The organism is Pseudomonas sp. D47, from assembly GCF_045447305.1.
Classification (GTDB): Bacteria; Pseudomonadota; Gammaproteobacteria; order Pseudomonadales; family Pseudomonadaceae; genus Aquipseudomonas.
This window is the reverse complement of the sequence record NZ_JBJGXU010000004.1, coordinates 139,034-157,518: the sequence shown is the minus strand read 5'-3', so window position 1 is coordinate 157,518 and position 18,485 is coordinate 139,034. Positions and strand designations below refer to the sequence as shown.

Annotated in this window: 18 protein-coding genes and 1 tRNA gene; 10 read left to right on the top strand and 9 right to left on the bottom strand. The window is 60.3% G+C overall.

The genetic code is table 11. The features are described from left to right. Nucleotides 1–3: 3 nt before the first annotated feature. From hisF to ACI77I_RS05500, 6 genes are all read right to left on the bottom strand, one after another. Nucleotides 4–774: an imidazole glycerol phosphate synthase subunit HisF gene (gene hisF, locus ACI77I_RS05525; protein ID WP_003171107.1), complete on the bottom strand. Its 771-nt coding sequence runs from the start codon at nucleotides 772–774 to the stop codon at nucleotides 4–6. Nucleotides 775–783: 9 nt separating this feature from the next. After that, entirely contained in the window at nucleotides 784–1,521 is a 738-nt protein-coding gene (gene hisA / locus ACI77I_RS05520; protein WP_003187784.1) for a 1-(5-phosphoribosyl)-5-[(5-phosphoribosylamino)methylideneamino]imidazole-4-carboxamide isomerase, read from the bottom strand. Nucleotides 1,522–1,560: 39 nt separating this feature from the next. Then, entirely contained in the window at nucleotides 1,561–1,818 is a 258-nt protein-coding gene (locus ACI77I_RS05515; RefSeq protein WP_094952176.1) for a DUF2164 domain-containing protein, read from the bottom strand. After that, entirely contained in the window at nucleotides 1,819–2,457 is a 639-nt protein-coding gene (hisH, locus tag ACI77I_RS05510; RefSeq protein ID WP_094952175.1) for an imidazole glycerol phosphate synthase subunit HisH, read from the bottom strand. Continuing rightward, nucleotides 2,457–3,050 carry an imidazoleglycerol-phosphate dehydratase HisB gene (gene hisB, locus ACI77I_RS05505; protein ID WP_003218037.1) on the bottom strand — a complete coding sequence of 198 codons (594 nt, stop codon included), beginning with the start codon at nucleotides 3,048–3,050 and terminating at the stop codon, nucleotides 2,457–2,459. The genes hisH and hisB overlap by 1 nt, the downstream gene beginning before the upstream one ends. 258 nt (nucleotides 3,051–3,308) lie before the next feature. Then, nucleotides 3,309–4,970, bottom strand: a complete 1,662-nt coding sequence (locus ACI77I_RS05500; protein WP_094952174.1) for an OFA family MFS transporter — start codon at nucleotides 4,968–4,970, stop codon at nucleotides 3,309–3,311. A gap of 326 nt (nucleotides 4,971–5,296) precedes the next feature. On the opposite strand from ACI77I_RS05500, the gene ACI77I_RS05495 reads away from it, so the two are divergent. The 5 genes from ACI77I_RS05495 (at nucleotide 5,297) to ACI77I_RS05475 (ending at nucleotide 9,836) form a co-directional block, all read left to right on the top strand. Beyond that, nucleotides 5,297–7,513, top strand: coding sequence for an AsmA family protein (locus tag ACI77I_RS05495; protein WP_406997104.1), 2,217 nt, complete (start codon nucleotides 5,297–5,299; stop codon nucleotides 7,511–7,513). Next, nucleotides 7,510–8,577: an A/G-specific adenine glycosylase gene (gene mutY / locus ACI77I_RS05490; RefSeq protein WP_242153942.1), complete on the top strand. Its 1,068-nt coding sequence runs from the start codon at nucleotides 7,510–7,512 to the stop codon at nucleotides 8,575–8,577. Before ACI77I_RS05495 ends, mutY begins: the two co-directional genes overlap by 4 nt. Next, nucleotides 8,574–8,846 (top strand): oxidative damage protection protein, encoded by a 273-nt coding sequence (locus ACI77I_RS05485; RefSeq protein WP_406997103.1) that lies wholly within the window; start codon nucleotides 8,574–8,576, stop codon nucleotides 8,844–8,846. The genes mutY and ACI77I_RS05485 overlap by 4 nt, the downstream gene beginning before the upstream one ends. Before the next feature lie 103 nt (nucleotides 8,847–8,949). Further along, a tRNA-Phe gene (locus tag ACI77I_RS05480) sits at nucleotides 8,950–9,025 on the top strand. A 136-nt stretch (nucleotides 9,026–9,161) separates the two neighbouring features. Then, nucleotides 9,162–9,836, top strand: coding sequence for a hypothetical protein (locus ACI77I_RS05475; protein WP_083355727.1), 675 nt, complete (start codon nucleotides 9,162–9,164; stop codon nucleotides 9,834–9,836). A 30-nt stretch (nucleotides 9,837–9,866) separates the two neighbouring features. Here ACI77I_RS05475 and ACI77I_RS05470 read toward each other — a convergent pair whose 3' ends face one another. Beyond that, nucleotides 9,867–11,474 carry a glycosyltransferase family 39 protein gene (locus tag ACI77I_RS05470; RefSeq protein ID WP_094953832.1) on the bottom strand — a complete coding sequence of 536 codons (1,608 nt, stop codon included), beginning with the start codon at nucleotides 11,472–11,474 and terminating at the stop codon, nucleotides 9,867–9,869. 88 nt (nucleotides 11,475–11,562) lie between these two features. Beyond that, nucleotides 11,563–12,528, bottom strand: a complete 966-nt coding sequence (locus ACI77I_RS05465) for an arsenic resistance protein (protein ID WP_406997102.1) — start codon at nucleotides 12,526–12,528, stop codon at nucleotides 11,563–11,565. Between the two features lie 170 nt (nucleotides 12,529–12,698). On the opposite strand from ACI77I_RS05465, the gene ACI77I_RS05460 reads away from it, so the two are divergent. Together ACI77I_RS05460 and ACI77I_RS05455 are read left to right on the top strand one after the other, a co-directional pair. Next, nucleotides 12,699–13,607, top strand: a complete 909-nt coding sequence (locus tag ACI77I_RS05460; protein WP_406997101.1) for an alpha/beta fold hydrolase — start codon at nucleotides 12,699–12,701, stop codon at nucleotides 13,605–13,607. A 70-nt stretch (nucleotides 13,608–13,677) separates the two neighbouring features. After that, complete coding sequence (locus ACI77I_RS05455; protein WP_094953835.1) at nucleotides 13,678–14,091, top strand: hypothetical protein; 414 nt, start codon at nucleotides 13,678–13,680, stop codon at nucleotides 14,089–14,091. 124 nt (nucleotides 14,092–14,215) lie between these two features. Here ACI77I_RS05455 and gabP read toward each other — a convergent pair whose 3' ends face one another. Then, nucleotides 14,216–15,607, bottom strand: coding sequence for a GABA permease (gabP, locus tag ACI77I_RS05450; RefSeq protein WP_094952842.1), 1,392 nt, complete (start codon nucleotides 15,605–15,607; stop codon nucleotides 14,216–14,218). A 555-nt stretch (nucleotides 15,608–16,162) separates the two neighbouring features. Between gabP and ACI77I_RS05445 the strand changes: the two genes are divergently transcribed. The 3 genes from ACI77I_RS05445 to ACI77I_RS05435 all read left to right on the top strand — a co-directional run bounded on the left by ACI77I_RS05445 (nucleotide 16,163) and on the right by ACI77I_RS05435 (nucleotide 18,472). Further along, nucleotides 16,163–16,936, top strand: a complete 774-nt coding sequence (locus tag ACI77I_RS05445) for an ABC transporter ATP-binding protein (RefSeq protein WP_094952841.1) — start codon at nucleotides 16,163–16,165, stop codon at nucleotides 16,934–16,936. Between the two features lie 13 nt (nucleotides 16,937–16,949). Next, entirely contained in the window at nucleotides 16,950–17,702 is a 753-nt protein-coding gene (locus tag ACI77I_RS05440) for an ABC transporter substrate-binding protein (RefSeq protein WP_064450233.1), read from the top strand. A 74-nt stretch (nucleotides 17,703–17,776) separates the two neighbouring features. After that, nucleotides 17,777–18,472 (top strand): ABC transporter permease, encoded by a 696-nt coding sequence (locus ACI77I_RS05435; RefSeq protein WP_094952839.1) that lies wholly within the window; start codon nucleotides 17,777–17,779, stop codon nucleotides 18,470–18,472. Nucleotides 18,473–18,485 lie beyond the last annotated feature (13 nt).

Below are 18,485 nucleotides of genomic sequence, written 5' to 3'. Positions count from 1 at the left end.
CGTTTAGCGAACGACGATACCGCGCGCCGCCATGTAGGCCTTGGCCTCGGGAACGGTGTATTCGCCAAAGTGGAAAATACTCGCCGCCAGCACGGCGCTGGCGTGGCCTTCGATCACGCCGTCGGCCAGGTGCTGCAGGTTGCCGACGCCGCCGGAGGCAATCACCGGAATGCCCAGCGCATCGCTGATGGCGCGGGTGACGCCGAGGTCGAAGCCGTTTTTCATGCCGTCCTGGTCCATGCTGGTCAGCAGGATTTCACCGGCGCCCAGGCCTTCCATCTTCATCGCCCACTCCACCGCGTCCAGCCCGGTGGGCTTGCGGCCGCCGTGAGTGAAGATCTCCCAGCGCGGTGTTTCACCCGGGCCGGAGACTTTTTTGGCGTCGATGGCGACCACGATGCATTGCGAGCCGAAGTGCTGCGCGGCTTCGCCGACAAACTCCGGGTTGAATACCGCCGCGGTATTGATCGAGACCTTGTCCGCGCCGGCATTGAGCAGGTTGCGGATGTCTTGCACGGTACGCACGCCGCCGCCTACGGTCAGCGGGATAAACACCTGGCTGGCCATGCGTTCCACGGTATGCAGCGTGGTGTCGCGGCCGTCGACGCTGGCGGTGATGTCGAGAAAGGTAATCTCGTCGGCACCTTGCTCATCGTAGCGACGCGCGATTTCCACCGGGTCGCCGGCGTCACGGATGTTCTCGAACTTGACGCCCTTGACCACGCGACCGTTGTCGACGTCCAGGCAAGGGATGATGCGTTTGGCCAGCGCCATGGTCAGTCCTCAGCCGTTGTAGGCGTCGCAGTAAGCCTGGGCTTCGGCGACGTCCAAGGTACCTTCGTAGATCGCGCGGCCAGTGATGGCGCCGATGATGCCAGGCGCCTTGGCGTCCAGCAGCGACTTGATGTCGCCCAGGTTGTGGATACCACCGGAAGCGATCACCGGGATCTTGGTAGCCGCAGCCAAAGCCGCGGTGAACGGTACGTTGCAGCCCTGCATCATGCCGTCTTTGGCGATGTCGGTATAAACGATGGCGGACACACCGTCAGCTTCGAACTGCTTGGCCAGGTCGATCACCTGCACGGTGCTGATTTCAGCCCAGCCGTCGGTGGCGACAAAACCGTCTTTGGCGTCCAGGCCCACGATCACCTTGCCCGGGAACGCGCGGCAGGCTTCAGCAACGAAGGCTGGGTCTTTAACGGCTTTAGTGCCGATGATTACGTAGCTCACGCCGGCTTTGACGTAGTGCTCGATGGTTTCCAAGGAGCGAATACCGCCGCCGATCTGGATCGGCAGGTTCGGGTAGCGCTTGGCGATGGCGGTAACCACCTCACCATTCACCGGCTGGCCTTCGAAGGCGCCGTTCAAGTCCACCAGATGCAGACGACGGCAGCCACCTTCTACCCATTTGGCAGCCATGCTCACCGGGTCGTCGGAGAACACGGTGGAATCTTCCATGCGGCCTTGGCGCAGGCGTACACAAGCGCCGTCCTTGAGATCGATAGCGGGGATAATCAGCATCTGGCAAACCTTATTCGATATTCAGCAATGCTTGGGAAATCAGGGTTTCTCAAGCGACCACAAGTCGCTTTCGATGCTTTCGAACCTTTCTTTAAGGAGCGTCTGCGTGTCGAAAATCGCCCTGTTGTAATAATGCGGCGCCACTTCGGTGGTGAACAACTCAAGAAGCTCGGCGACCTCGAACGAGCCCAGCTTGAGCTCGAAGCGGTCTTCCATGAAGCGCTTGATCGTGAGGGTAGCCTCACCCTCCTGTTCGGGCGTGAGGTTCAAGACCGGCACTTTCGGCTTCTTGGCCATTTACCAGCGACCATCCCACGCGGCGAAGTTCTGCAACAATTGCAGGCCATGGGTATGGCTCTTCTCCGGGTGGAATTGCACGGCAAAACGCGAACCTTCGGCCAGCGCTGCGGCAAAATCCACGCCGTAGTGCCCGCCACCCACCACCTGGCGCGGGTTACCGGCGGCGATGTAGTAGCTGTGCACGAAGTAGAAACGCGCCATGTCTGGCACTTCGTGCCACAACGGGTGATCCACGGCCTGGCGAACTTCGTTCCAGCCCATATGCGGGACTTTCAGGTGTTCGCCGTCTTCGTGCAGGCCTTTACCGAAGAACTTCACCTGGCCTGGGAACAGGCCGATGCAGTCGACGCCGTCGTTCTCTTCACTGCTGTCGAGCAAAGCTTGCATGCCCACACAGATGCCGAGGAACGGCCGGTCCTGGCTGACTTCACGCACCAGGCTGTCAAAGCCCAGGCGGCGGATCTCAGCCATGCAATCGCGAATCGCGCCCACACCGGGAAATACGACCCGGTCGGCTTCGCGAATCACATTGGCATCGCTGGTGATCAGCACCTTGCCAGCGCCTACGTGTTCGAGGGCCTTGGCCACCGAGTGCAGGTTACCCATGCCGTAATCGATAACCGCGACCGTCTGCATTACAGAACGCCCTTGGTCGAAGGCATTTGCCCGGCCATGCGGTCATCCAGCTCTACCGCCATGCGCAGCGCGCGGCCGAAAGCCTTGAACACGGTTTCGATCTGGTGGTGGGTGTTGGTGCCGCGCAGGTTGTCGATGTGCAGGCTGACAAGTGCGTGGTTGACGAAGCCCTGGAAAAATTCCTGGAACAGGTCGACATCGAAACCGCCCACGGTGGCGCGGGTGTAGGGCACATGCATCTGCAGGCCTGGGCGGCCGGAGAAGTCGATGACTACGCGCGACAGCGCTTCGTCCAGCGGAACATAGGCGTGGCCGTAGCGACGGATGCCTTTTTTGTCACCGATGGCTTTGGCAAATGCCTGGCCCAACGTGATACCGACGTCTTCCACCGTGTGGTGGTCGTCGATATGCAGGTCGCCCTTGCTGACGATATCCAGGTCGATCAGCCCATGGCGGGCGATCTGGTCCAGCATGTGCTCAAGAAAAGGTACACCGATATCAAATCGGGCCTTTCCGGTGCCATCCAGGTTGATCGAGGCTTTGATCTGGGTTTCCAGAGTGTCGCGCTCGACGGACGCCTTACGTTCGGCCATCACCAACTCCGCAAAATCATTGGGCGAAAAAGGCAGCCATTATAGGGGCGCGGGCGCTAAACAGAAACATCGAAGGGGATAAGACTGATGGAGTGTCGGCGATAGACATGTGTGTACAAGCAGGCGCTCCAGAATGGTGCGCCGACCCGATATCTTCAGATGGGTGAAGATCAAGTGTGGGAGCTGGCTCCCACACAAGCCAGCTCCCACATGAGCCCGGCTCCCACAGAAACCGTGCCCACAAGGGGTTACGCGGTTTTAGTGGAACAATACCGCCGTCTTCTGCAGGGTCACCCACACACCCCACGCCAACGGAATACCCACCACCAGCCAGGCGGCAATCGCCAATGGCACCGTGCCGGAAGCCGCTTTCCATTCCAGCGAGGTGGAAGCATCCGCCCCTTTGTCATGGCCCAGCGCCTGTTCGGCAGCCAGTTCGGCGTCGGTCATGAAGTACTTGTCAGCCACCGGGCGTACCAGCAGGTTGCAGATGAAGCCCAGCACCAGCAGGCCGGCGAGGATGTACAAGGTGATGTCGTAGGCCGCCGCGCGTTCAACGCCGATGCTCAGCTGATACTCACGCAGGTAGTTCACCAGCACCGGGCCCAACACGCCCGCCGCTGCCCATGCGGTCAACAGGCGACCGTGGATCGCGCCAACCATCTGGGTGCCGAACAGGTCGGCCAGGTAAGCCGGGACAGTCGCGAAACCACCGCCGTACATCGACAGGATGATGCAGAACGCCGCCACAAACAGCGCTACGTTGCCCAGATGCCCCAGGTTCGGGATCAGCGCGTACAGGGCAAAACCCAGCGCGAAGAACACAAAGTAGGTGTTTTTACGCCCCAGGTAGTCGGAGAACGACGCCCAGAAGAACCGGCCACCGATGTTGAACAGGCTCAACAAACCGGTGAAGCCCGCGGCGATGGCGGCTATAGACGCAAGCTGCCCAGCATCCAGTTGGCCGAACGGCACATCAACACCCAGCAACTTGCCACCAAACACTTCCTGCAGCAGCGGCGAAGCCATGCCGAGGATGCCGATACCGGCAGACACGTTCAGGCACAGCACCAGCCACACCAGGCGGAATTGCGGGGTTTTCCACGCCACGTTCACGTGCACGTGACGGTGAGTGATCATCGCATTACTGGCTTTTTTCGCCGGCGCGGTCCAGCCCTCAGGCTTCCAGCCGGTCGGCGGAACGCGGTACGACAATGCGCCACCGATCATGAACACGAAGTAGATCGCGGCCATGACCACGAAGCTCTGCCACACGCCCACGCTGGTTGGCGAAGCGAAGTGGCCCATCAGCGCTGCGGCCAACGGTGCACCGACCATCGCGCCGCCGCCGAAGCCCATGATCGCCATGCCGGTGGCCATGCCGCGCTTGTCCGGGAACCACTTGATCAGGGTCGACACGGGCGAGATATAGCCCAGGCCCAGGCCGATGCCGCCAATGACCCCGGAGCCGATCCACATCAGCCAGATCTGGTGGGTATAGATGCCCAACGCCGAAATCAAAAGGCCGCCGCACCAGCACAAGGCCGATACAACGCCGGCTTTACGTGGCCCAGCGTGTTCCAGCCAGCCGCCCCAGATCGCTGCCGAGCAGCCCAGGAAGATAAAGAACAGGGTGTAGATCCAGCCCAGCATGGAGATGGGCCAGTCGCATTGCGACGAGAAGACTTGTGCGATGAAGCTCATGTCCGGCGCGCAGGCAACCGGTGCGGTGATACCCAGCGCTTTGGACAGTGGCAACCAAAACACCGAGAACCCGTAGGCCATGCCGATGCACAGGTGGATGGCCAGGGCGGCCGGTGGAACCAGCCATCGGTTGAACCCCGGCTTGGCGATAATGCGTTCCTTGGACAGGAACGCAGGCTGTGCGGCAGTACTGCCAGCCGCAGTGCTTGTGCTCATTGGTGTTTCCCCCAGTTATTAGTATGTGTCCGTCAGGCGCTCTCTCCCTCGACCTTGCACGCAAAGCGTTGGCCGTTGTTGTTGAGTAAAGCTCCATTTGAGCGCGACGCTGTGTCGCAGACGACAGACGAACCCGCGCAGATTAGCACCAGTGGATGACAGAAAAACCAAACTGACATCACCTTTTTCACGCAACCTGATCTGCCCGACAGCAAAATCCGATTTTGCTGCGTCTAGATACAATGTAACGATGCATGAACTGACGCAGGCCGTCGGGCGTTATACTCTGCGGCTAAATTTTGAAATCGACATACAAGGACTCGCCCATGAAAGCGTTCGGCAAAATCCTGGGTCTGGTACTTCTCGGGCTGTTGCTGATCATTGTGGCCCTGGGCTTTGCCCTGACCCACCTCTTCGATCCCAACGATTACAAAGACGAGATTCGCCAGATTGCCCGCGACAAGGCCCACATCGAGCTGACGCTCAATGGCGATATCGGTTGGAGCCTGTTCCCCTGGCTGGGCCTTGAGTTGCACGAAGCCAGCGTCGCGACCCTGACCAACCCGACCCAACCGTTCGCCGACCTGCAGATGATCGGCCTGTCGGTGCGCGTCCTGCCGCTGCTGCGCCGCGAAGTGCAGATGAGCGATGTGCGTGTCGAGGGCCTGAACCTGCGCCTGACCCGTGACAAACAAGGCCACGGCAACTGGGAGGACATCGGCAAGAACGTGGCCGAGACAACGGCCAATGCGCCGGTGCCTGCGCCAGTGGAAACGCCAGCCGAGCCCGAACCGGAAAAGCCGCCAAAACCGATCCGCCTGGACATCGACAGCCTGACCATCAACAACGCCCGCGTTGAATACAACGATGAGCAGACCGGCAAACAGTACAGCGCCGAAAGCATTCAGTTGAGCGCCGGCGCCGTGCACGAAGGCGCGAGCATTCCGCTCAAACTCACCGCATTCCTGGGCAGCAACCAGCCGCTGATGCGCGTCAAGACCGAGCTGAACGGCAACCTGCGCATTCAACGCGCGCTCCAGCGTTACCAATTCGAAGACATGAAACTCAGCGGCGAAGCCACCGGCGAGCCACTGCAAGGCAAAACCGTAACCTTCTCGACCCAAGGCCAGTTGCTGGTGGACCTGGCGGCTAACATCGCCGAATGGACCAACCTGAAACTTTCCGCCAACCAGCTGCGCGCCTTGGGCGAACTTAAGGTCAACGACCTGAACAAAACCCCGCAACTGAGCGGTGCCCTGTCCATTGCCCAGTTTGACCTGGCCAAGTTCCTCGACAGCGTGGGGCACCCGCTGCCGGCCATGGCCGCGGGCAGCCTGAGTAAAGTCGAGCTGGTCAGCCGCCTTAAAGGCACGCCCACCAGCATGGCGCTGGAAGACTTGAACCTGAAACTCGACAGCAGCACCTTTACCGGCCGCATCGCTGTGGACGACTTCGCCAAGCAATCGCTGCGTGTGCAACTCAAAGGCGACAGCTTCAACGCCGACAACTACCTGCCGGCCAAATCCGAAACCGCCAAAGGTGCAGCCGCCGCACGCCAGGCCGAAGTACAGAACAGCGAAGCCGGCGCCATGGCTGCCGGTGGCACCACACCCCTGCCGGACGCACCGACCAAAGGCGCGTGGAGCACCGACAAGCTGCTGCCATTGACCCGCCTGCGCACCTTGGATATCGACGCCGACCTGGCCTTTGGCGAACTGACCCTGAGCAAACTGCCGATCCAGAACGCCGCGCTCAAAGCGTCCGGCATCGATGGCCAGCTCAAGCTCGAGACCCTCAGCGGCGGCCTCTACAACGGCACCTTCCAGGCCAACGGCACACTCGATGTGCGCCAGGACATCCCGGTGCTGGCGTTGCAGACCCGCATCAAGCAGGTACCGGCTGAACGCATCCTGCAAGCCCAGGGGCAAACCTCGCCGGTGAAAGGCCAGATCACCCTCGACAGCAACCTCAACGGCCGTGGTAACAGCCAGAAGGCGCTGATCGACAGCCTGAACGGCACCGCCAGCTTTGTGATCAATAACGGCGCGCTGCTCAACGCCAACATTGAACAACAACTGTGCACCGGCATCGCCCTGCTCAACCGCAAGACCTTGAGCACCACGCCACAAGGCAAAGACACGCCGTTCCAGGAACTGCGCGGCAACCTGACCTTGCGTAACGGTGTGGCCAGCAACCCTGACCTGAAAGTGCGCATCCCGGGCCTGACGGTCAACGGCAACGGTGACGTCGACCTGCGCGTGCTGGGCATGGACTACCGCGTCGGCATCATCGTCGAAGGCGACAAGCGCGACGTGCCGGACCCGGCCTGCCAGGTCGGCTCCAACTTCCAGGGCATCGAAGTGCCGCTGCGCTGCCGTGGCCCGCTGGAACTGGGCGCCAAGGCCTGTCGCCTGGACAAGGACGGCTTGACTCAGGTCGCAGTCAAGGCCGCTGGCAACAGGCTCAGCGAGAAGCTCGAAGAGAAACTCGACAAGGTCAACCCGCAGTTGAAAGACGCCCTTAAAGGCCTGTTCAAACGATGAGAAACGAGCAGTTTTCACAGGCAGTGCTGGACTGGTACGACCGCCACGGTCGCCATGACCTGCCCTGGCAACAAGGCATCACGCCTTACCGGGTGTGGGTCTCGGAGATCATGCTGCAACAGACCCAGGTCAGCACGGTGCTCAATTACTTCGACCGTTTCATGGCCTCACTGCCGACGGTCGAAGCCCTGGCCGCCGCGCCGGAAGACGAAGTGCTGCACCTGTGGACCGGCCTGGGTTACTACACCCGCGCACGCAACCTGCAGAAGACCGCCAAGATCGTCGTCGCCGAATACGGCGGCGAGTTTCCCAAGGACGTCGAAAAGCTCACTGAACTGCCCGGCATTGGTTTGTCTACCGCCGGTGCTATCGCCAGCCTGAGCATGGGCCTGCGCGCGCCGATCCTCGACGGCAACGTGAAACGCGTACTGGCGCGTTTTACCGCGCAAGAGGGCTACCCAGGCGAGCCCAAGGTCGCCAAGCAGCTTTGGGCGACCGCAGAGCGCTTTACGCCACACGATCGCGTCAACGCCTACACCCAGGCGATGATGGACATGGGCGCCACGCTCTGCACCCGCAGCAAACCGAGCTGCCTGCTGTGCCCGCTGGAAAAAGGCTGCGAAGCCCATATGCTCGGCCTGGAGACCCGCTACCCGATCCCCAAGCCGCGCAAGACCATCCCGCAAAAGCGCACGCTGATGCCGATGCTGGCCAATGCCGAGGGCGCGATTCTGCTTTACCGTCGCCCTTCCACGGGCCTGTGGGGCGGTTTGTGGAGCTTGCCGGAGCTGGACGACCTCCAAGACCTGGAACACTTGGCCAACCAGCACGCGCTCGAGCTGGGCACGCCGCATGAACTGCCGGGGCTGATCCACACCTTCAGCCATTTCCAGCTGGCTATCGAACCCTGGCTGGTCCAGGTCGAGGAATCCGCCCATCACGTGGCCGAGGCCGACTGGCTCTGGTATAACCTCGCCACCCCGCCGCGCCTGGGCCTTGCCGCCCCGGTGAAAAAACTGCTGAAGCGCGCGGCCGAAGTATTGAACGCAGGAGTTCCGTCATGACCCGCACCATCATGTGCCGCAAGTACCACAAAGAATTGCCCGGCCTCGAACGCCCTCCGTACCCAGGTGCCAAGGGCCAGGACATTTTCGAGCACATCTCTGCACAGGCCTGGGGCGACTGGCTGAAACACCAGATCCTGCTGATCAACGAAAAACGCCTGAACATGATGAACGCCGAAGACCGTAAATACCTGTCAGGCGAGATGGACAAGTTCTTTTCCGGCGAGGATTACGCCAAAGCCGACGGTTACGTGCCGCCTGCTCAATAATTGATCAAAAACCGGGGTCGGCACGTAAGCGACGGTAATAATTAAATATTTTTTGAAAACTTGCTTGACGACCCCCTGAAAAACCCGTTTAATGCGCCCCGTTGCCCAGATAGCTCAGTCGGTAGAGCAGGGGATTGAAAATCCCCGTGTCGGCGGTTCGATTCCGTCTCTGGGCACCACTAATACCGAAAAACCCCAAGCGAAGATAATTCCTTGGGGTTTTTTATTGCCTGCGATTTAATGGCCGAGGCTTATTTATCGCCCGGCTCAATCGTTTAGCGGGTACTAAATTTTTTACTGCAAGGTAGTTATTGGATGACCCGGTACTTGTTCTGCACGCTATTACTGCTGACAGCGCTGCTCAGTGGATGCGCCACGCAAATGGACGTAGCGATCAACGCAACACCCGACCCGGACTATCACTTTGATCGACAGGCAACGGTGCTGGTAACGACCTCCGTTGGCGGCAGCGCAGAAAGCACGCTTAACGCCCGCTACTACCTGCGCGATATGGTCAGCGCCATGAAGGACCAGGGTTTTCAAAAAGTGTTTACCGACACCACCCTGCCCAAGAACCACGCACCGATCAAAATGACCATCCTCCTCGATGTCGACAGCCACCAGGTGACCTACCGCTACACCGCCACCGAATATGGCCAGGTGCCAACCAGCACCACCACTCAGTGCAAGAAGAACAAGAAAAAAGAAGACCAACTGACCTGCACCAGCAAACCGAACACCACCTACGGCCCGGTGGGCACCTCAGAGCGAACCGGCTACACCACGCTCACCACCTTCACGGCCACGGCACGCGATGAAGTCAGCAGGCGTGCGGTGTACCTGTTGCGGGCGACGTCCTACAACGAAGACTGCCAGGCTGCCAAGGTCGAGGCCTTTCTGGTGGAACAGGGGCTGCAGAACCTGAATTTCCATGACCGCGTGCAACGCAACTACACCGTCACGATGCCTGAGGGGTACCGCTGCAAATAGCCAGCGGCTCATCCCCTCTCCTTTGCCCGCTTATTTGAGTAAAAACACCATCAGCGGGTTGTCGTTCAGCCGGCCCTCGAAAACGGGGGCCTGCGACGCCATCGGTGTGCCCTTCAACAGCGCAGTCTCCTTGCGCGACACAACAACCCAGGACGGCCTTGGCAACGTCGCCAACTTTTCAAGCTCATAGCCCGCGACGAACAGCGGCTGCTCATCGTGATCCAGGTTCATCATGTAGCGCACCGCCCAGGTGTCGCGACCCAAATTGACGAACACCAAAGGCCCAGGCTCGGACACACGCAGCGCCTCGACCTGGCTGACAAACTTGTGGGTATCGAATTGCAGGTCCTTAGCCGGATCGATCACCACCACCAACAGCAACCACTGCGCCGCCAGGGCAATCAGGCTGAGCCACACCAAGCGCACGGCACGGTGCCAGGCAATCAACGCCGCCACTTGCAGAACCACCAGCCCACCGATCAACAGCGGCAACGGCACGTCCGGCCAATAGCCGCGCTTGTGCCAGGACTGGCGACACACAAACAGCACCACCACGCACAACGCCGGCAGCGCGGCGACGAGCCCTTCATAGCAGCGACGCACGCCGACCAGCCAGTTTTGCGCCTGGAGCAGCCCATAGGCGGCCACAGCGGCAAACATCGGCACCATCGGCAGAATGTAATAGGCGCGTTTGAAGTGCGGCACCGACAGCCCGAGCAAAATCATCAAGCCGCAGGCCCCCAGGCGCACGACCAGCTGGACGTCATCATTCACCCAACGTTCAGACCAGCGATGGCGCAGCGCAATCATCGTGGCCAGGGCCAACGGCACGACGGGGAAGTAGCGGTACAAACTCAGCTTGAAGTAAAAATAGAACGGCTCGCCGGACTCATCCAGGCGCCCGCCGACCTGCATCTTGAACACCTCATCGGCAAAGGCATCGCCCCCGCTGATCCGCGCCAACTTCATCAGTACCCACCAGCACGCCACCAGCAACGCCAGCCCAACGAAGCCGTGGATCAACACCTGCTTGACCCGCTGCCCCGGCCGACCGAGCGCCCAATACACGCAGACCACACCACAGACCTCGATCAGCCCCAGTGGCCCGCGAATCGCAAAGGCCAGGGCAAACAACGGGAATACGGCAAGCTGCCTCACTCGCGAGCCTAGACGCTCGCCGCTGTGCAGCAGGTAGAAACTGCCTACGCATAACAGCGCGATCATCAGGTCCAAGCAGACCGAGCGCGACTTATCGAGCAATTGGGTGGTGAGCAGCGTGAGCAGCACCGTCAGCAACGCCCAAGGCCGGCTGGACGGCGCCAGCAGGCGATAGACCACGGCAATCATGCCCGCCGAAGCAAGCGCGGTCGGCAGCACATTGGCCAGGTGATTCGGTGCACCGAACAAACGCGCGAACACAAAGCTGAAGAAGGTCGCAGTACCGGGGTAATCCGCGTACGGCTGGCCGTAGGTGGTAGGGAAAAGACTCGCGCCATGGCGAAACATTTCCTGCATGAACAGCGCCCAACGCCCATCAAAGCCCTGGGGCTGCTCATCCCAGATGCCCCACGTGAACAACAACAAAGCAATCAGGAAAATGCCCAGGGACTCCAGGCGAAAACGGCTGCGGTGATCCATCGAATGTCCTTTCAGGTAGGCTGCGCCGACTCTATGGTGCCGACTCAGCCCCTGAATAGCGCCTGAACAAACCCGAACATTTATGGATTTAGCGACCGACGCGCCACACCAGCGCCGGAATCAGCCGGATGTAGACAAGCTCGCCCACCAGTTCAAGCAGGGTTTGCAGGATGACCACCGTGGCCGCCAGCCCGCGCACGTCTTCGGGCAACGCCAACGCCAGGGGCAGCACCACCAAGGAGTTACGGGTCGACGCACTGAACGTGACCGCGCGCGCCGTCACCGCCGGCAACGCAAACAACCGTGCAGCCAACGCGCCCATCAGCGGCGCCAGCAATAGAAAGCCCACATACACCGGGATTACCGGTAATAACAAGCCGATATCGCGCACCACCGAGGTGATCTGCGAGGCGATCACCACAAACAACACCAATGCCATCGCCGGTACCGGTAACCAGGCCCAGGCGTTGTTCCACGCGTTTATCACGCTTGAGCGCCGCGCCAGGGATGTCGTCAGCACCGCCAGGATCATCGGCAGCACAATCAACCACAGGAACGCCTCGACAAACGGCCCCACTGCCACCACCACGGCGGATTGCGCGCCCAGCATGAAACCCAAGTAAACCGGCAACAGCACCAGTTGCAGCAACAACAGCACCGGCGTCGCCGCCAGCATCAGCCGCGAATCGCCCTTGCCGATATGGGTAAACACCACCACGTAATCGATACACGGCGTGAGCAATACCAGCAACGCCCCTACCAGCAGCGCCGGACGCTCCACCAGGCCACGGGTCAACGCCCACACCAGCAACGGCACCAGAATGAAATTGGCCAGCAGTAGCGCCGAGATGAAGCGCTTATTGCCCAAGCCTTGGCGCAGGTCCAGAAACGGAATTTGCAGGAACATCGCATACATCAGCACCGCAATGGCGGGCGTGACCAATACACCGAGGCCGTGGGCCGACAACGGCGCGAGCACACCAAATGCGGCCGCCAGGAGGACGGCGACGAAGTAGATGGGGATTTGGTGGTGTTCGAGGGTGTCGCGGGTCATGGGCCGACTCTGGCAGATCAATAGATCGCAAGCCTAAGCACCCAGAGAGCTAAGGTCGAGCATCACGATATTTCTTACGCCCATGCCGCCCTAAATTTGTTAATTTCGGTTTCTTATAAAAGCGCGCGGCCCTACAGCCCACACCAAAAGCGCAAGGATCAAGCCGACCTATGAACCTGCCCACCCGACCCGCCCCAGAAGCATTCCGCGAGCCCGCGCCGGATAACTACGCTGTTGGCGGCTTCACTTGGCGCCATGTCAGAACCGACCCGACACGCCCAGTCGTCATCATCAACGCCGCCACCTCCGTACGCTGCCGCCACTACTCACGCTTCGCCGACTACCTGTTTGCCAACGGCTTAGACGTGATCACCTACGACTACCGTGGCATCGGCGAATCCCGCAGCGGCTCACTGCGCGGCTTCAAGGCGTCGTGGTCGGATTGGGGCGTGCTGGATTTCGAGGCGATGTTGCAGCGCGCGCAACGGGAGTTTCCGGGGCAGCCGATTGATGTGGTCGGTCACAGTTTCGGCGGTTGCGCAGCAGGGCTGGGCGCGTCAGGTGCGGTGATTCGCCGAATCGTCACGGTCGGCGCGCAGTTTGCGTACTGGCGCGATTATGAAGCGAGCAGGCGCTGGCGAATGTTCGGCAAATGGCACGTGGTGATGCCGCTGGTGACCGCGCTGTGCGGTTACTTCCCGGGCAAGCGCCTGGGCTGGCTGGAGGATACGCCGGCTGGCGTGGTGCGCGACTGGGGCACGCCGACGCCCAGGTATGAAACCCGCCCCAGTGGGCGTGCCTTGGGTGAGTTGCCCTTTGCCCGCGTAAAGGCTCAGATGCTGGCCATCAGCATCACCGACGACCCGTTTGGCACGGTGGCGGCTATTGAGCGGTTGCTGAGCTATTTTGAAGGCAGCGCGCGTACTCATCTGCGCATTGCCCCCGAGGATATCGGTGAAAAAGCCGTCGGGCATTTCGCATTTTTCCGCAGTGAGTATCAGGATCGGTTGTGGCCGATTGCACTGGCTTGGCTGCAACGAGGCGAGTTGGCACAAGGCACCCCCGGCCAGCGCGTTTAGAAACCCTTGGGATTTCCCCCAACCTGCGCTTCAATACCCCACCCAGATCCTGAACAAAGGACGTGAGCCCATGGCCTCGCCGAACAAGCAGCAAAAACGTGCCCACCGGGCAAAAGCCAAGGCCAAGCAAAATCGTACCCAGCGCGCCGTTGCGACCAAGCCGGATGCGTTCTCCGGCGATGACAGCCGCATTGACCTTGAGTCAGTGGATTTGACCGAGTTGTTTGTAGAGATGCGTGCAGCGGGCGAGACCAGCCAGCAGGCGCTGTGTGCGGTGTTCCTGGCGCACCCACTGCTGGCGTTGGTGCTGGAGCAGGAAGGCGAAGAGGAAGCTACCGACTTTATCCTAGCGGCACTGATCGAGTATCGGCAGTGGGCGACGGATTCCGATGATGAGGCGGCGGCGTTGGCGTGGATCGAGTCGGAGGAGTTTCAGGCGGATTACGTGGCGGCGTCCCAAGCACTCGCCAACTCAGCAGACTGACACAAACCAAATGTGGGAGCCGGGCTTGCCCGCGATAGCGGTGTGTCAGCCGATGAAGATATCGACTGTCAGTCCGTCATCGCGGGCACGCCCGCTCCCACATTAAAAACCGCATTTCATTACATCAATTGAGTACCGCAGCGCCTACCTTCTGCGCCTTGCGACGGCTCGCCACAAACAACCCCGCCAGCACTACCAGCAAGCTCAGGATACCGGTCGCGATGATCTCGACCCGGTGCGCTTCCTGGAACAGCATGATGGTCAGCGTACCGACGATGAACACCATCACCGCATAGGTCAGGCCAGGGAACAGCCACATCTTGAAGACAATCTTCTCGCCCGCCGCCGTACGCTTCTGACGCATGCGCAATTGCGACACGGCAATCACCAGGTACACCAGCAACGCGATCGCGCCGGAGCTGGCCAGCAAGAACTCGAACACCGCCGCCGGGGCCACGTAGTTGGCGAATACCGCCAGGAACGCCGCGCCAGTGGACAGCAGCACTGCACAATAAGGCGTGCCGCTTTTGTTGGTGCGCTTGGCCATGGCCGGTGCGTCACCGCGACGGCCGAGGGAGAACAGCATGCGCGAGGCGGTGTACAGCGCCGAGTTCAGGCAACTGGTCACGGCAACCAGAACCACCAGGTCGACGATCAGCTTGGCATTCGGGATGCCCATGCGTTCCAGCACGGTCTGGTAGGAACCTACGGCCGCCAGGGTCGGATCGTTCCATGGCACCAGGGACACAACGATGAAGATCGACAGCAGGTAGAACAAACCAATTCGCCAGATCACCGAGTTGGTGGCCTTGGTGATTTGCTGGCCTGGGTTTTTGGATTCAGCGGCAGCGATGGTGACAATCTCGGTGCCCATGAAGGAGAACATGGTGGTCAGGATGGCGGCCAGTACTGCGCCCATGCCGTTGGGCATGAAGCCTTGGGTGTCGAACAGGTGCGACACGCCGCTGACCTGGCTGGTCGGCAGGAAGCCGAAAATGGCGGCCAGGCCGAGGATCACAAAGGCCACAATCGCCACGACTTTGATCAGCGCAAACCAAAACTCGAATTCACCGTAGTTCTTCACGCTGAACAGGTTGGTCGCCGTCAGCAACAAAGTGATGATCAAGGTAAACGCCCAGATGGCCACGTCGGGGAACCAGGCGTGGAGGATGGTCGCAGCGGCGTTGGCTTCCAGCGGAATCACCAACACCCAGAACCACCAGTACAACCAGCCGATGGTGAAACCGGCCCAGTGACCGATCGCGCGGTCGGCGTAGGTAGAGAACGAACCGGTGTCGGGCGATGCTACCGCCATCTCGGCGAGCATGCGCATCACCAACACCACCAGCGTACCCGCAGCGGCGTAAGCCAGCAGCACTGCAGGGCCAGCGGCAGCAATCGCGTGGCCGGAGCCAACAAACAAACCGGCACCGATGACGCCGGCAATCGACAGCATGGTGACGTGCCGCGGTTTGAGCCCCTGTTCGAGGTCATTGGAGCTTTGCGTACTACTCATTGACACACCTTTACGAGGAATTGCGAAAACGGTCCACCCGGCGCGCGATCTTTTTCGTGAAAAGAAACCAACGGGGCGTTCTTTATTTTTTACGCAAGATTTGCGCCAAAATGTTACAGAGCCGCAATTGACGCGGCCTGTAGGACAATTGATCAGCCCTCGCAAGTCGTTGAGAACAATGGCATTCCGCTATAGCGTTACCGTGCGACCCACATTCCAGCCGCATGCGCGCACCAAAAACACACACAAAAAGTGCGTGACGCCCCACAAAAGGGCTGATGTGCACCGTTTGCCCGGTTAACCCTTCCAACACCCGCCCAAAGCTGGCACCATCGCGCCCTTTTTTACGCGAAGCCTGTGGATTTATCGGGTTCAAACGTCTGTTAGGTTGTTGATAGCGCGACACGCTGCTGCGCTGATGCGACACCCTGACGCAGACCACCTGTTAACCGTCCGCAGCGCTGTTGGCTGCCATCTGAGCGCTATGCTAGCTTGGCGCCTCGCCAGGAAGGCGGCCCAACAGCAAGAACGCACTGAACACAATGAGGACCGCACATGGCCGAGGCCGCGCCCGCGCTTGAAATCCGCAACTTGCATAAACGCTATGGTGAGCTGGAGGTGCTTAAAGGTATCTCGCTGACCGCTCGCGACGGTGACGTGATCTCGATCCTGGGCTCCTCCGGTTCCGGCAAGTCCACCTTCCTGCGCTGCATCAACCTGCTCGAAAACCCGCACCAGGGGCAGATCTTCGTTGCCGGTGAAGAGCTCAAGCTCAAGGCCATGAAAAACGGCGAGCTGATGGCCGCCGACGGCAAACAGATCAACCGCCTGCGCAGTGAAATCGGTTTTGTGTTTCAAAACTTTAACCTGTGGCCGCACATGAGCATCCTCGATAACATCATCGAGGCGCCGCGCCGTGTGCTTGGCCAGAGCAAGGCCGAGGCGATAGAAGTGGCCGAAGCCCTGCTGGCCAAGGTCGGCATCGGCGACAAGCGCCACGCTTACCCTGCGCAACTGTCTGGCGGCCAGCAACAACGGGCCGCCATTGCGCGCACCCTGGCGATGCAACCCAAGGTCATCCTGTTCGACGAGCCGACATCGGCGCTTGACCCGGAAATGGTCCAGGAAGTACTTAATGTGATCCGCGCGCTGGCCGAAGAAGGCCGCACCATGCTGCTGGTCACCCATGAAATGGGCTTTGCCCGTCAGGTTTCCAGTGAAGTGGTGTTCCTGCACCAGGGCCTGGTCGAAGAGCAAGGATCGCCACAGCAGGTGTTTGAAAACCCGCTTTCGGCGCGCTGCAAACAATTCATGTCCAGCAACCGCTAACGGAGCAACATGCATGCAGAACTATAAAAAATTCCTTCTGGCCGCGGCCGTTTCGATGGCGTTCAGCGCCACGGCCATGGCAGAAACCTTGAAAATGGGGATCGAAGCGGCCTACCCGCCCTTCAACAATAAAGACGCCAGCGGCAACGTCGTCGGCTTCGACAAAGACATCGGCGACGCCCTGTGCGCGAAGATGAAAGTCGAGAAGTGCGAAGTGTATGTGTCTGACTGGGACGGCATCATCCCGGCCCTGAACGCCAAGAAGTTCGACTTCCTGGTGTCCTCGCTGTCCATCACCGATGAACGCAAGCAGGCTGTCGACTTCACCGACCCGTACTACTCCAACAAGCTGCAATTCATCGCGCCTAAAGCCACTGCGGACTTCAAGACTGACGCGGCCTACCTGAAGGGCAAGATCATCGGCGCCCAGCGCGCGACGCTGGCCGGTACTTATCTGGAAGACAAGCTGCCGGACACCGAGGCCAAGCTCTACGACACCCAGGAAAACGCCTACCTCGACCTGACGTCCGGCCGCTTGGACGGCATCCTCGCCGACAAATACGTGCAGTACGAATGGCTCAAGAGCAAAGACGGTTCGGCCTATGAATTCAAAGGCGACCCGGTTGTAGAAAGCGACAAGATCGGTATCGCCGTACGCAAAGGCGACCCACTGCGCGAACGCCTGAACAAAGCCCTGGCAGAGATCAAGGCAGACGGCACCTACAAGAAGATCAACGACAAGTACTTCCCGTTCAGCATCGAATGATCTGAACGGCCTGACCGGCGCGCTGCTTTGAGCGCGCCGGCTTTCAGCAATGCCTGCCGCGATATGAAAACACCATGAATTTCGATCTCTACGGATTCGGCCCGGCGCTCGCCGCCGGCGCGCTGATGACCGTCAAACTGGCGCTCACGGCCCTGTGCCTGGGGCTGGTGCTGGGCCTTGCCGGCGCCCTCGGCAAGACCTCCCCGTACAAGCCGCTGCAATGGCTTGGCGGCGCATACTCGACCATCGTTCGTGGCATTCCCGAACTGTTGTGGGTACTGCTGATTTATTTCGGCACGGTCAATTTGATGCGTGCCCTGGGGGAGTTTTTCGGTAACCCCGACCTTTCGCTCAGTGCCTTTGCCGCCGGGGTTATCGCCCTGGGCCTGTGCTTTGGCGCCTACGCCACCGAAGTGTTTCGTGGCGCGATCCTCGCCATTCCCAAGGGCCACCGCGAAGCCGGTGTGGCGTTGGGGCTGTCAAAGTTTCGGATTTTCACCCGCTTGATCATGCCGCAGATGTGGCGCATCGCCCTGCCGGGCCTGGGCAACCTGTTTATGATCTTGATGAAAGATACCGCACTGGTGTCGGTGATCGGGCTGGAAGAAATCATGCGCCATGCGCAGATCGGCGTGACCGTGACCAAACAGCCGTTCACCTTCTTTATGGTCGCCGCCTTCATGTACCTGGGCCTTACCGTGCTGGCCATGACCGGCATGTACTTCCTGGAAAAACGCGCCGCCCGCGGCTTTGCGAGGAGCACCCAATGAGCGGTGACTACAG